General features: G+C 44.4%; 16 protein-coding genes. 5 read left to right on the top strand and 11 right to left on the bottom strand.

The window, feature by feature from the left end; genetic code table 11:
- Positions 1-203 precede the first annotated feature (203 nt).
- Positions 204-815: a fumarylacetoacetate hydrolase family protein gene (locus JCM15548_RS18905; RefSeq protein ID WP_062128563.1), complete on the bottom strand. Its 612-nt coding sequence runs from the start codon at positions 813-815 to the stop codon at positions 204-206.
- Between the two features lie 64 nt (positions 816-879).
- Positions 880-1,647, bottom strand: coding sequence for a 3'-5' exonuclease (locus JCM15548_RS18900; RefSeq protein WP_062128562.1), 768 nt, complete (start codon positions 1,645-1,647; stop codon positions 880-882).
- Between the two features lie 176 nt (positions 1,648-1,823).
- Here JCM15548_RS18900 and JCM15548_RS18895 point away from each other — a divergent pair, with 176 nt between their 5' ends.
- The 5 genes from JCM15548_RS18895 to JCM15548_RS18875 all read left to right on the top strand — a co-directional run bounded on the left by JCM15548_RS18895 (position 1,824) and on the right by JCM15548_RS18875 (position 5,087).
- The gene (locus JCM15548_RS18895) at positions 1,824-2,225 is read left to right on the top strand and encodes a BlaI/MecI/CopY family transcriptional regulator (protein WP_062128561.1); all 402 of its coding nucleotides are present in this window, start codon (positions 1,824-1,826) and stop codon (positions 2,223-2,225) included.
- On the top strand, positions 2,222-2,527 hold the full coding sequence (locus tag JCM15548_RS18890) for a hypothetical protein (protein ID WP_062128557.1): 306 nt from the start codon (positions 2,222-2,224) through the stop codon (positions 2,525-2,527). Before JCM15548_RS18895 ends, JCM15548_RS18890 begins: the two co-directional genes overlap by 4 nt.
- Complete coding sequence (locus tag JCM15548_RS18885; RefSeq protein WP_083985257.1) at positions 2,488-3,837, top strand: M56 family metallopeptidase; 1,350 nt, start codon at positions 2,488-2,490, stop codon at positions 3,835-3,837. The genes JCM15548_RS18890 and JCM15548_RS18885 overlap by 40 nt, the downstream gene beginning before the upstream one ends.
- Positions 3,838-3,907: 70 nt before the next feature.
- A complete protein-coding gene (locus JCM15548_RS18880) occupies positions 3,908-4,567 on the top strand; it encodes a phosphatase PAP2 family protein (protein WP_062128552.1) in 660 nt (219 codons plus the stop codon).
- A 250-nt stretch (positions 4,568-4,817) separates the two neighbouring features.
- Positions 4,818-5,087 (top strand): hypothetical protein, encoded by a 270-nt coding sequence (locus JCM15548_RS18875; RefSeq protein ID WP_062128550.1) that lies wholly within the window; start codon positions 4,818-4,820, stop codon positions 5,085-5,087.
- 155 nt (positions 5,088-5,242) lie between these two features.
- Here the strand turns inward: JCM15548_RS18875 and JCM15548_RS18870 are convergent, their stop codons facing one another.
- From JCM15548_RS18870 to JCM15548_RS18835, 9 genes are all read right to left on the bottom strand, one after another.
- Positions 5,243-5,965 carry a head GIN domain-containing protein gene (locus tag JCM15548_RS18870; protein WP_062128548.1) on the bottom strand — a complete coding sequence of 241 codons (723 nt, stop codon included), beginning with the start codon at positions 5,963-5,965 and terminating at the stop codon, positions 5,243-5,245.
- A 104-nt stretch (positions 5,966-6,069) separates the two neighbouring features.
- Entirely contained in the window at positions 6,070-8,235 is a 2,166-nt protein-coding gene (locus JCM15548_RS18865; RefSeq protein ID WP_227626035.1) for a S46 family peptidase, read from the bottom strand.
- Positions 8,236-8,252: 17 nt separating this feature from the next.
- Entirely contained in the window at positions 8,253-8,837 is a 585-nt protein-coding gene (locus tag JCM15548_RS18860; protein WP_062128546.1) for a Maf family nucleotide pyrophosphatase, read from the bottom strand.
- 15 nt (positions 8,838-8,852) lie between these two features.
- Complete coding sequence (locus tag JCM15548_RS18855; RefSeq protein WP_262487153.1) at positions 8,853-9,437, bottom strand: UbiA family prenyltransferase; 585 nt, start codon at positions 9,435-9,437, stop codon at positions 8,853-8,855.
- Positions 9,437-9,793: a UbiA family prenyltransferase gene (locus JCM15548_RS25880; protein WP_262487151.1), complete on the bottom strand. Its 357-nt coding sequence runs from the start codon at positions 9,791-9,793 to the stop codon at positions 9,437-9,439. The genes JCM15548_RS18855 and JCM15548_RS25880 overlap by 1 nt, the downstream gene beginning before the upstream one ends.
- Before the next feature lie 285 nt (positions 9,794-10,078).
- A complete protein-coding gene (locus tag JCM15548_RS18850; protein ID WP_062128544.1) occupies positions 10,079-10,594 on the bottom strand; it encodes a KdsC family phosphatase in 516 nt (171 codons plus the stop codon).
- A complete protein-coding gene (locus tag JCM15548_RS18845; protein WP_062128542.1) occupies positions 10,591-11,370 on the bottom strand; it encodes a Rossmann-like and DUF2520 domain-containing protein in 780 nt (259 codons plus the stop codon). The genes JCM15548_RS18850 and JCM15548_RS18845 overlap by 4 nt, the downstream gene beginning before the upstream one ends.
- Positions 11,371-11,381: 11 nt before the next feature.
- Positions 11,382-12,182 (bottom strand): hypothetical protein, encoded by an 801-nt coding sequence (locus JCM15548_RS18840; RefSeq protein ID WP_062128540.1) that lies wholly within the window; start codon positions 12,180-12,182, stop codon positions 11,382-11,384.
- Positions 12,183-12,217: 35 nt separating this feature from the next.
- Entirely contained in the window at positions 12,218-12,619 is a 402-nt protein-coding gene (locus tag JCM15548_RS18835) for a hypothetical protein (protein ID WP_157482958.1), read from the bottom strand.
- Positions 12,620-12,709 lie beyond the last annotated feature (90 nt).

The following is a 12,709-nucleotide window of genomic DNA, read 5'->3' as shown; positions in this document are numbered from 1 at the left end:
TGATAGGGTAGAATGGGTTGCGAAGCGAAGCGCTTCCGATAAATCGGAACTGCGCCTGCGGCTTGAGGTCCCGCAAGGCGGGATCGTTAGGTCGTTAGGTCATTAGGTGGGTAGGCTTGGCGTAGTTTGAAACTACGCCAATCTTTACGACGTAGTTCGAAACTACGCCGAGCATTCAACTGAAAACGACGTCAAATGAGATGTTATTTGACCATGAAGTCGAAGAAGGGGACTTCTTCGATGAAGCCTTGGAGGCGGTCGCCCACCTTGACCGGGCCAACGCCGGCGGGGGTGCCGGTATAAATCAGGTCGCCAATTTTCAGGGTAAAGTATTTAGATACGTGGGCAATGATCTGATCGACCGAGTTTATCATGTCGCGACTATTGCCTGCCTGACGCAATTCGCCATTCACCAGCAACTTAAAGTTGATGTTGTTGATGTCGGACAAACGCATTTTTGGAGTGAATTCTGAAATCACGGCTGACCCGTCAAAAGCCTTGCATTTTTCCCAGGGCAGGCCTTTGCCTCTCAATTCATCCTGTAAATCGCGGGCGGTGAAATCAATCCCCAGACCAATTTCTTCGTAATACCGGTGGGCAAATCTCTCTTCTATATTTTTGCCCAAACGACTGATTTTCACAACAAGTTCCACCTCATGGTGAAACATTTGGGCAAAGCCGGGTAAATAAAAAGGCGCATTATTGCGCAGCAAGGCAGAATCTGGCTTTGAGAACACCACCGGTTCCGCCGGAAGCGGATTTTTCAATTCTCTGGCATGCTCCTCGTAATTACGTCCAATACACAATATTTTCATTCCTGTAAAAATAAAACCTGGTTATTTAATTCATTTCTTCCGCACAAGCATCCGCGATGGACCTCTAGGAGTTAAACTGTCGTAACTTAATATTGGTCAATACTTTTTTCGTATAAAGCGGGAAATCGCCATTCATCATCCAGCCATAGTAGCCAGGATCCTTCTCCAAGACGTCTGTTACACGTACGCCCTTATATTTTCCAAAATTAAAGACTTCCTCATCTTTGTCGTTAAAAATAATTCGTCCCGCAAAATCCGCATTCCGGTTAAAGGTGGAAAATTTAGATAAAAAGACCACGTCGTTTTCCAATTCCTTGTAGCGATCGAGCTGGGCCTTTAGGACTTCAAAGGTTGCACGGGTATCGGCCTCTGCACTGTGGGCATCTTTCAAATCCTTGTTGCAATAAAACTTATAGGCCGCTTCCAGCGTCCGCTTCTCCATTTTATGAAAAATCGTCTGCACATCGATGAAACGACGCTTTTGCATGTCCAGATCCACTTCAGCACGAATAAACTCTTCAGCCAGCAATGGCACATCAAACTTATTGGAATTATATCCACCTAAATCACATCCTTCAATAAACCTGGCCAGTTCACGGGCAATGCCCTTAAAAGTGGGACAGTCTTTAACATCCTCATCATAGATACCATGAATCTCAGAGGATTGCCTGGGGATAGGCATCTCCGGATTAACCCGATGGGTGCGCACCTCTTCACTTCCGTCGATATTCACTTTTAAAATGGAAACCTCCACAATACGGTCGGTAGCTATATTGATGCCGGTTGTTTCAAGATCGAAGAATACAATAGGATTCTTAAGATTTAACTCCATAAATAACTTTTGTTGGGTTCCCCTTAAGGGAAACAGTTTTTAATAATCAATGGCGACAAAAGTAATCATTCAATTGTTTTAAACCCAAAAAAATTCATTTACGCTTGCATTACGAAATTTTTCGTATTACATTTGTTGTACGAAACAATTCGTACAACTGACAAAAATCAAGAACCATGAATAATGTACAGCCCACTGAAAGCGAACTGGAAATTCTTCAGGTACTCTGGCAATTCAAGAAGGCCACCGTGCGACAAGTGCATGAGGTGTTGGCCTCTAAAAGAGATATCGGCTATACCACTACCCTCAAGTTGATGCAAATCATGACCGAAAAAAAATTGCTTAAACGGGATACCAATCAACGGGTACACATTTATCAACCCATCATTGGTCAATCGTCGGTAGAACAAAGCCTGATGCAAAAAATAAAAAAGAATTTATTCAGAGGATCCACCAGCCAACTGGTCATTGGGGCACTTTCATCTGATCCCATATCCCAATCAGAACTTCAGGAAATCCGGGATTATCTGAACAGCTACGAAAAAACGAACCATTCATCAAATCCTCCCAAACCATGAGCATTCTGGAAAACCTCACACAACCGGTCGTTTATGCGGTGGCATGGACCATCATACATAGCTTCTGGCAGTTCACCATTATTTGGGCTTTGTGGTATGGCATCCTTCATATGAACAAAAATGCCACAGCTACCTATAGGTACAATGTCTCATTGACTGGCCTTCTGACGCTCATACTTACGGCCTTCATCACCTTTGTCAAGGAGTATCAAACGTACAGCTCAGCGAGCAAACTAGCGGCCATTAACCTACCTGAGCAAGGATGGATGGCGACCGGAGAGCTACGCCATTCTATGTGGTGAACAACAGCTCCTTTCTCGACCGGATCATTTCTGAGGAAGCCCTTCCCGTTCTTTTTTGGGCCTACCTTTTGGGACTGGTCTTTGTGGCCTCCTATACGCTCTTTAAGTATTACCAACTGACCCGGTTGACCAAGGCTTCAAGTCCGGCACAGGACGCCGACCTGCTTAGAATGGTGAGAAAGCTGACCATTGATACAGGTATGCTAAAACAAATTGGCGTAAGAATATCAGAGCATGTTTCGATACCTGCGGTCATCGGATTTTTTAAACCTTTCATATTGCTGCCGGCATCCATGCTAACCTGCCTGTCTCCCTCCCAAATTGAAAGCATCATTCTGCATGAACTTTACCACATCCGACGCAACGATCCTTTCATAAATATCCTTCAACAGATATTCGAAATAGCCTTATTTTATCACCCGGCTGTCTGGATCATCAATAGCGCCATGCGACGGGAACGGGAAAATTGTGTGGACGAATGGGTGGTAGCGAAAACCAGAGAACCGCACGATTACGCCAACGCCCTATTACTATTGGAAGAAAGCCGGCAGCACCAAAACAAATGGGCAGTTGCTGCCACTCAATCAAAATTTCATCTATTAACCCGAATTAAAAAGATCATGACCATGAAAACACAACAGAGTAATTCAGCCCCCAAAGTTGCCGGCATTTTGTTATTATTGACAGCCCTTTTATCCATTGCCTGGATGAACCCGGCCGTTTCCATCAATTCAAAAGCGGACGACCATTTTGCTGGAAGCGACAAAGAAAACCCGATGCTGGTGCGGGACACTATTCGGAAAACTGTCACCATAACAGACCCCACATCCATCCAATTGGAAGAAGGGAAAGTGATCGCCTGGGATAGTCTGAGCGAGGAAAACAAAGCACAGATTCGTGAGGCCCTAAAAGATGCCAGAATAGCTTTAAGTGAAGCACGAAGTGAATTGAATTCTGAGGAATTCAAAAAAGACATGCAGGAAGCCCGCAAGGATATTAAGGAAGCGCAAATAGAAATATCAGAGGAACTTGAATATTTCAAATCGGACGAATTTGCGGAAGAGATGCGGGAAGTCAGGAAGGAAATCAAACAGGCCATGGATGAAATGAATATAGAGATTAAAACAGAACTGGAATCGGAGGAGTTCAAGGCAGAAATGAAAGAAGTAAGCAAAGAGGTGCAAAAAGCACTGGCGGAAACCGGCGTTATTCTGGAGGACCTGGGGCCTTTATTGCAGGAAACGCTATCTACCGTTTTCGAGGCTCTGCAAGAAGTAGAGTTGAGTGCTGAAGCAGATACGATTAAATGATTCAAAAAAAAATTGACATTATTCCCTTATATTTGTGACGATAAAATGAAAATAAACTAAACCAATCGTTTTGGAGTCACTCATAAACTCAGACACAGACCTTCTTCTTTTCCTGAATGGATTCAATGCGCCCCTTTGGGATCATTTTTTCTGGATATCAACCAGCATCATCATTTGGCTGCCACTCTACGCTGTATTGCTCTATAGTATTATAAAAGCCCACGGAATACGGGCCATATGGACACTTTTGGCCATTGCATTGGTTGTCGTCCTGTGTGATCAGATATCCAGTGGCTTTTTTAAACCCTTTTTTGAAAGACCTCGTCCCTCCAGGGAGCCCGCTCTGGAGGGCCTATTGCATTTGGTGAATGAGTACCGGGGAGGGAAATTCGGTTTTGTATCCTCGCATGCCACCAATTCATTCGGACTGGCAATGTTTTCTACTCTGCTCTTTAAAGACAAGGGTTTTACCTTTTTTATTTTTTCCTGGGCCCTTCTCAATTCCTATTCAAGAATCTATTTGGGCGTGCACTATCCCGGTGACATTCTGGCTGGTGGCTTATTGGGCATACTGTTGGGCTGGTTGGTTTACTGGCTCTATGATCGTTTTATAAACCGTATGGTTACAGTCATTGCGAAGCCCCATCAACAGTACGATACAAGAACCATTGTATTTACGGGCATACTTTCCATTGTCATCATTCTTTTATCGGCCAAAACCCTGATTTAACAGTGGGTAGCAAGGCCACTTTAGGTCAGAAAGCGAACCGATGTCTTTTAATTTAACATTAAAAAATAGCTGAAACAGGTTCAATTTCAGGGCCATCAAGGGCTACCTGTTTTTGAAAGGATATTTACAATCACACAGGTATTAATTTTTGTTAATTTTGGGAGATTTAATGTTAAATCTGCATTAATTATTTACTGAAATTGTTATCTTTAAAACAATCAATCAAGTAATCTTTTAAAACCTTTCAATTATGAGTACTACCATAACTTTTAATCAGCTTAGGAGGATTAAGGATAGTCTTCCTGAAGGCGCAACCCGCACCATTGCTGAAAATCTGAACCTCGACGTAGAGACAGTTAGAAATTATTTTGGAGGGGCCAACTACGATAGGGGTAAAAGCGTAGGAATTCACTTGGAACAAGGGCCCGACGGTGGCATTGTAGAACTGGATGACACCACCATTCTTGAAATGGCAGAAGAGATTTTAGCAGGAAAAGTAAAAATAACCGTTACCACCTAATTTTAATTTAACCAACAACCGTTTGCTTTTTACCGTTTTGACCATTGAAATTCTAACGCGTAAAAGACAGACCTTTTAATAACAGACTACCAAAACGGGGTTGAGACCAAAAGTCTCAACCCCGTTTTTACATCTTCAGCGGAACTTTCCGGCCGCTAGCGGGTATTCACACTACCCCCGCTCGATTGTTCCACATTTCGCAACGCAGCATCCCCAAAAACAGTTATGCTGCCACCAGAACTGGCCCTGGCATCCACATCTCCATCGACATAAATTTTGACACTTCCTCCGGAACTGGCTCTTGCAGCACCTGCCAGAGCCACAAAGTCACTGGCCTTGACATTGGCGCCACTGCTCGCCTCGGCATATATGGAATCAGCCGTTCCCTTAACCTTAACATTGGCACCCGAAGAAGCATCCATGCTGACTCTTCTGGCGCTTAGCTCTAATGAACTGTTGGCACCCGATGAAGCAGACAAATCAAAATCGCCCAAATTCAATACATGCTGAGAATGAACACTGGATCCCGAGGAGGCTTTCAATTTTTCAAGGCGTGTGAAGGTTAAAAGCACTTTAATTTCACCATGTCGCAGATTTCTTCCGAATAAATTCCAGCCGGTGGACTTGTAATATATCTCCAGAACGCCGTTTTTACTTTCGACCACCACATTATCGATGATGCTCCCATCCGCTTCTACTAAGGCCATATTTTCATCGCCCTGCGTTAAAAACAACTGTACGCCCGTGCTTACTTTGACTTCACTGAAAGGGGCCAGTTTTCGTGTTTCCTTTTGAATTCCTTCACTGCCGGCATAAACACAGCTACTTAATAGCCATACCAGACCAAGCAAAGTTATCCATCCTTTTGTCTGTTTCATTTGATGATGCATTAAGAGGGTTATAAATTACAAATGATAATCACAGTGCTATGACACCTCAAGCGGGACAAAAGTTACACATAAACGGCCGAAAAATCCATAACCTATTCAACAACGGTCATTTCATCAATCAAATAGCCGGCATTGGCAAATTTATCCACGATGAAAAGGACATAGCGCATATCAACAGAAATGTTCCTGCACTGATCCGGGTTAAACATCAAATCGCTCATCACCCCCTCCCAGGCGCGGTCAAAATTAACACCAATGAGCTCTCCTCTTTGGTTGACGACCGGACTGCCCGAATTACCGCCTGTGGTATGGTTGGTGGCAACAAAGCACACCGGCACCGTACCGTCCTTTTCATAAACACCATAATCTTTGGTCGCATGTAGTTCTTTTAGTCGCACCGGTACATCGTAATCATAAATATCCGGGTTGTCCTTTTCCATGATGCCATCCAGGGTGGTAAAATAATCGTAATATACCGCATCACGGGCCTCATAGCCCTTAACCTGGCCGTAGGAGATACGCAGCGTAAAATTGGCATCTGAGTAGAAAACCTTTTCCGTATCAAATTCCTGTAAGGCCAGCATGTGTATTCTGTCCAGACTATCGAGCTGAACATTGAGCTTTTCGTAGCCTTTGTGCACGGTGTTGTGATACAGATCTCTTAAATCGTTATAAACCATAAAAGCCGGATCCTTTTCCAGAAGCTTGAGTTTTTTGGGCGAAAGCGTGTCTATGAATGCATGAACGCTTTCAGCAGTTGTAAAAACGGATGCATCAAATAAATTCGCAACAAAGGCACTGTGATCTCCGTTGAACTGACCATCCATGGTTGAATAAAAAAGCGGTTGAAATCGCTCCGGTAAATCCTGGCGGACTTGCGCCATTAAAATTTGTGTAATATCCCTGTCAATGGGCAAGTAGTAGTCCTTAAAATGCTTTTCCACTTCCAGTTTTAATTTTTCTTTTTCCTGAGAAATAAGTGACTCGTTTTTGGGGTCCTCCTCCAGTAAATCCGCCAATCTGTTGAAGCTACCAGCCAGACGAATCAGTTCCAGACCCGACCGGCCAATGAGTTCCAGTAAATAATCACGTCCCAAACGGTACTCGGAATAATCCTTATAGATGGCGGCATATTCTTCCAAAAGCGAACCATATCTTTCCTTTCGGGCAGCATCCTCCTGAACCCACTTTAAAAAGGCCGCTTCATTCGTCTGCTTTTTATGGATGGCATCCAGTTTATCCAGACCCCTGATTTCTCCTTTCCACCGCTTCCAGGCATTCGACAAGGAAGCATGCTTGGCCGCATACTGTATCCTAACTGCCCGGTCGTATTCAATATAGTGTGTCATGACATCCAGCTTGGCATCGCGTACGGCAATCAACTTAGGATAGACCGTTTCACTTAGCATCTCCAAATGATAAGAGGGAACATACTGGTGAGTGGTTCCCGGGTAACCAAAGACCATGGTAAAATCCCCCTCTTCCACCCCGGCTAAAGAAATGGGAAAATGGTGCAGGGGTTCATAGGGCTGGTTGTCAGAAGCATAATCGGCTGGCCGATTTTGCGCATCGGCATATATCCTGAATAAGGCAAAATCGCCTGTATGCCTGGGCCACATCCAGTTATCCGTATCTCCGCCAAATTTGCCAATGGAAGAAGGGGCGGCTCCGACCAAACGGACATCTGTAAATACTTCATTGACAAATAAAAAGTATTGATTACCTTCAAAAAATGGCTCCACTCTGGCCGTATAATGGGTCCCTTTAACAGCTTCATTTTTAATGGAATCGACATTAACCGAAATTATTTGCTTTCTTTCTTCCATGGACATGGAATCTTCAACCCCCAAAAGGACCCGGTCGGTTACATCTTCCATCCGGCGCAAAAAAGTCGCCTTTAAATCCGGATTGACCAACTCCTCCTCACGCGACATGGCCCAAAAACCATCGGTCAGGTAGTCATTGCTGATGCTACTGTGCTTTTGAATGACCGAATAGCCGCAATGATGGTTGGTAATAAGTAAACCTTCCGAAGAGATGACGCCTCCGGTACATCCGCCGCCAAAAATCAGCACCGCATCTTTCATGCTGGCCTGATTGATGCTGTAAATATCCTCAGCGGTCAGTTCAAAGCCTCTTTCCTGCATGTCGGCCATATTGTACTTCTCCAGCAGGATAGGTATCCACATCCCCTCCCTGGCCTGCACTTGCCCCAAAAAAACAATCATTAAAACAAACGTTGTCATCCATCGCATCATGTCAATTATTTTTTATATTAAAAATTTCGAAGTTCCTCAAACAATTTGGCCACAGGTAATCCCATGACGTTGTAAAAAGATCCGTTGATGTGGCTCACGCCAATCAACCCAATCCACTCCTGAACACCATAGGCACCCGCTTTGTCGAAGGGTTGGCAGGTATCGACATAATGTTCGATATCAGCCAGATTGAGCTCTTTAAACCAGACATCGGTGACAGCAGTAAAAGCATGTTGCTTGAGAGCACTTTTCAACACCACACCTGTTAATACACGGTGCCGGGCTCCGGAAAGTTGTTGCAACATTTGAATGGCCTCCTGTCGGCCAGCCGGCTTATTAAGCACCTGCCCCTTTAACTCAACAATGGTATCGGCCGTAATGACCAGCGTCTGAGGTTTTGACCAGATATGCGCATAGGCCTTCTGCTTTTGACTGGCCAAATACTCCGGAACATCCTCTACGGGCATTATTGCAGGAAAGTCTTCAGGGACATCCGGAACCACCACCACTTCAAAATCCACATGGGCCATTTTCAATAAATCCTGACGACGAGGCGACTGGGAAGCTAATATAATGGTGTAATCCTTTAAATTATCCAACATAAAGAAAGATTAAAGTTAGAAAAAAGTCCGGGCCACAAATACAAACAGAATACCGGCCAGCATAATCAGTTTACTTATCTGCGAGGCCCAATGGTAATACCTGTTATCTTTGGCCCTTAGGACAAGTCCGCTTAGCAACAAATAAGGAAGGGTCAGAAACAAACTGAAATACAACAGGGTAAGACCACTGTTTTTAAGCTCTGGTACCACAAAAAAGACCACCCAAAGGGCTGCTACTGTCGCCAGATTAAGAATCAGGACAACCGTTTTGGTAGCCCCCTCTCCCATTTCAACCGGCAAGGTACGGCAACCCGATTCCTGGTCCCCCTTTAAATCTTCCAAATCCTTAATTATTTCACGACTCAGATTACTGACAAAGGCAAAAAAAGCAAATCCGGTGGTCCAAAACCAAGCCATGGAGCAAGCTTCGGTGGACAAGATGGCTGCCCCATGAACCCGTGCCAACATCGCAAATTCCAACGACACCACGAAATAAGGCACCATGGCCGTCAGCAACGAAATCGCCAGGTTACCCACCAAAATTTGTTTTTTAAGCGTGGTGGAATAATACCACAGCAAGCCCGGGATGAATATAAACATCAGGCATAATTCTCTTTACGCGTAATGTAAGCCAGAAACAGTCCGGTAAAAACGCCCAGAAAGGTAAATATCACGTGCCAAAGCAATACCGTACGACGCTGAAACACCTGACCAGCCACCACCTTTTCAGGCCGGTTGATCAAATCCGTCTTGATATCAAAATAATCATTAATCACATATCCCGAAGCCGCCAAAAAAACAGTCGAAGCCACCAGAACCAAAAAAGTCCAGTCACTGAGCGCCGGTTCCAAACCATAAAAACCCAGCATCGGCAACAACAACCCGTACCTTAGCAGGTATTGCATCAACACAATAATAACCAGGTTCTTAACCCGTATCAATCGTAAAAAGGCCATCTATTAATATTTAAATTACCCAACTAACCCTTCCAACCCTTCTCACCCATTCCCGCTTTGCGGGTACCGATCCTCGGTATTCCACTTTGTTACAACTCCTGCTTCGCTTCGCAACCCTTCTCACCTTCCTACCCAATCAACCCTACTCACCCCTTCCTACCCTATCCCCCCTTTTCCCCCTCTTAACCTATCGACCTATCGGCCTATCGACCCATCGGCCTTACTCACCCAATCCTCCCTTCCTACCCTATCACCCCCACTCACCCTTTCAACCTATTCCTCCCCCTACCACCTATAATCACTCCCCCACTTCCCATGGGCCCGCAAAACCTGCTCAATCACATCCCTCACACATCCCTTACCGCCCTTTCGGTCGCTGATGTATTTGCACAGGGACTTAATTTCCTCCACCGCATCAGAGGGACAAACAGGCACACCTACTCTTTGCATCACATGAAAATCGGGCAAGTCATCACCCATATACAAAACATTTTCAGGTTTAAGGGCACGCTTCTCCATCCAGGCCTCAAAATCAACCATCTTATGTGAAGACGACATATAAATATCCTCAACCCCCAAATTCGTATATCTGATTTTGACAGCATCTGTATTTCCACCGGTAATAATGGCAATGGGATACCCTAATTTGGCCGCTTTTTGCAACGCAAAACCATCCTTAATATTGGCCGTTCGCATAGGCTCACCCATCGGGTGCATCGCAATGGTATCGGAACTTAAGACGCCATCCACATCAAATGCAAAGGCTTTCACCTGCATTAAATCTTCCTTAAAATTGGTCATGAATATTCGTTTTTTGCGAATTTAAAAATACTTTCCGATAAAAGGGCATAAATGTCGTGGTGAAAAGTACCGGAATTGAGCGCCTCCATATGATTGTTCATCACCTCCCGGTCACCACGCGTGGCAGGTCCCGTTTGTGCATGCACCGGTTTCATGGACAATGCCTTTTGAGTTGTTTCTCTTATCAAGGGTTCCAGCATCGAAAATTCCAATCCTTCTTTCTCCAGCAAGTCATCCGCCAGGGCATACAAATGGTTGACAAAATTACAAGCAAATACGGCACTGATATGTAAGATTTTTCGTTTGGAACCATTCGCTTTCTGCACATTATCACTAATGGCATTGGCCACATCCCAAACCAATTTTCTGGATAAAGAAACATTTCCCTCAACCAATACGGGCACCTGACTAAATTCCAGCTCCTTTTCGCGGGTAAATGTTTGAAAGGGGTACAGAACCCCGTGTAATGGAAATTTGGCCAGGGTTTCCATTTCTATGCTACCGGCCGTATGAACTACCACGCCATGTACATCGGGCATTTCATAAATGACGTCCTGAATGGCACTATCTGAAACGGAAATAATGTACAAATCGGCCTGTGTCTCAATTTCAGAAAGAGTATCAATAGCAACGGCATCGACCAAAGGGGCCAAACATTCCGCATTTGAAATATCACGGCTAAAGACCTGAATAATATCATAACCTGCATTTTTAAGCGCGATGCACAAATGCGTGGCCACGTTTCCGGCACCAATCATTACAATTTTTTGCTTCATGAAAATATTTTTTATGGCCTACGACGGGGCGTGGCAGGATTACGTAACTCTATGTCATTATAATATACCCATTTACCTTTTTCAAACTTGAATCCATTGTGTGTAAAATCAGGTCCATAATAACTGAAATTATTCTCAAACAATGGTTCCATGGGAGCCAGATTGTCCATAACGATCATGTCCTCACCGGCATCGTATCGCAACATCATACTGGCGCGGTCACTGTATTCAAACACCTTACGCCTTCGCAAACGACCATCCACCTCCAAAATGGCATTTCCAAAATGGGGCTTGCCTCCGGAACTAATTGTTAATACGTCAATCACGCGAATCTTTGAGAAGCGATTGTTGGGATTGAACCCCAACAGAGTGTAATAGGATTTACGCCTGTACCGGGTTTCTATGAGGTCATAATATACAGCGCCATACCATCTTTTGGTCGACAAGGAGGCTTGCTCCGGATTTTTAATGGAAGGATACTGATCAATTAATTCATGTACCTCAATTTTTCCGTCATGCTTAACGGCCAGGCCACCAACAAAGGAATTTGTGCCATTTTCCAGGGCCACATTCCAAGTGATAATTTTCAGGACGCCATCCGGGGATAAAAGGGTCGATATTTTCTCATAGGCCGAAAAATCCTGATCAAAATAGGGCGCATGTTCCAATAACAATTCCATGCGCTTCCATAACTGTCGGCTCAACTCCAATTTTTCATCATCACGGGTGCTTGCCACCAACTGGGCCAAAACAACCTTACTGAAAATATCCGGCAATTCAAAAACCTTTAGGCTGCCGACCGAAACCTCCATAGATACAAAGGTTGATGCACCCAATTCATAATTCTTTAAGCGAAGTAATGGCTTTTGAGTGCCTCTGTGGCTGAAGACAAGGGAGAAGCGAACACGCTGGCCGTGCCAGTGTCGCTTTGCGGTTGAACCATCCATATTAAACGGTCGGGCTCAGAATCAAAGGGTAAAACACCCGCCATCACCACCAAAGAATTGGTTTCATTGGAAGCATTGGTCCAACCAGCAGGCATATTTCCGTTGACAGAATCAGGACGCAGGTCTCCCACCAGGGTATTCAGTGAGTCAACAAAATGAGAAAAACGGAAGTTTTTCTCATGGTCATCCTGCGCCAACATGTTCGCCCAACTGTCCTTAAAGGAAACACCAGTCCCCTGAGCCAACCCATTAACCGTCATAAATAAAAAAATTCCAAAAACCATCTGTTTAGTTCCGCACATACATCCGTAAAATTTGTCTGCTTGAATACCATTAAGCCATAAAAATAATCTAAAAGGACAAGACAATGAAACAAAAAGCAGAACCGCTTT

It is taken from the genome of Geofilum rubicundum JCM 15548, assembly GCF_000974365.1.
GTDB lineage: Bacteria > Bacteroidota > Bacteroidia > Bacteroidales > Marinilabiliaceae > Geofilum > Geofilum rubicundum.
Note: the sequence above shows the minus strand (reverse complement) of the source record. Positions and strands in the feature narration are given on the sequence as shown.

What these genes read in the sequence shown, in the direction of transcription:
- JCM15548_RS18905 (WP_062128563.1), bottom strand. Translation starts at nt 815, where the DNA reads ATGAAAATATTGTGTATTGGACGTAATTACGAGGAGCATGCCAGAGAA.
- JCM15548_RS18900 (WP_062128562.1), bottom strand. Translation starts at nt 1,647, where the DNA reads ATGGAGTTAAATCTTAAGAATCCTATTGTATTCTTCGATCTTGAAACA.
- JCM15548_RS18895 (WP_062128561.1), top strand. Translation starts at nt 1,824, where the DNA reads ATGAATAATGTACAGCCCACTGAAAGCGAACTGGAAATTCTTCAGGTA.
- JCM15548_RS18890 (WP_062128557.1), top strand. Translation starts at nt 2,222, where the DNA reads ATGAGCATTCTGGAAAACCTCACACAACCGGTCGTTTATGCGGTGGCA.
- JCM15548_RS18885 (WP_083985257.1), top strand. Translation starts at nt 2,488, where the DNA reads ATGGATGGCGACCGGAGAGCTACGCCATTCTATGTGGTGAACAACAGC.
- JCM15548_RS18875 (WP_062128550.1), top strand. Translation starts at nt 4,818, where the DNA reads ATGAGTACTACCATAACTTTTAATCAGCTTAGGAGGATTAAGGATAGT.
- JCM15548_RS18870 (WP_062128548.1), bottom strand. Translation starts at nt 5,965, where the DNA reads ATGAAACAGACAAAAGGATGGATAACTTTGCTTGGTCTGGTATGGCTA.
- JCM15548_RS18865 (WP_227626035.1), bottom strand. Translation starts at nt 8,235, where the DNA reads ATGATGCGATGGATGACAACGTTTGTTTTAATGATTGTTTTTTTGGGG.
- JCM15548_RS18860 (WP_062128546.1), bottom strand. Translation starts at nt 8,837, where the DNA reads ATGTTGGATAATTTAAAGGATTACACCATTATATTAGCTTCCCAGTCG.
- JCM15548_RS18855 (WP_262487153.1), bottom strand. Translation starts at nt 9,437, where the DNA reads ATGTTTATATTCATCCCGGGCTTGCTGTGGTATTATTCCACCACGCTT.
- JCM15548_RS25880 (WP_262487151.1), bottom strand. Translation starts at nt 9,793, where the DNA reads ATGGCCTTTTTACGATTGATACGGGTTAAGAACCTGGTTATTATTGTG.
- JCM15548_RS18850 (WP_062128544.1), bottom strand. Translation starts at nt 10,594, where the DNA reads ATGACCAATTTTAAGGAAGATTTAATGCAGGTGAAAGCCTTTGCATTT.
- JCM15548_RS18845 (WP_062128542.1), bottom strand. Translation starts at nt 11,370, where the DNA reads ATGAAGCAAAAAATTGTAATGATTGGTGCCGGAAACGTGGCCACGCAT.
- JCM15548_RS18840 (WP_062128540.1), bottom strand. Translation starts at nt 12,182, where the DNA reads ATGGAGGTTTCGGTCGGCAGCCTAAAGGTTTTTGAATTGCCGGATATT.
- JCM15548_RS18835 (WP_157482958.1), bottom strand. Translation starts at nt 12,619, where the DNA reads ATGTGCGGAACTAAACAGATGGTTTTTGGAATTTTTTTATTTATGACG.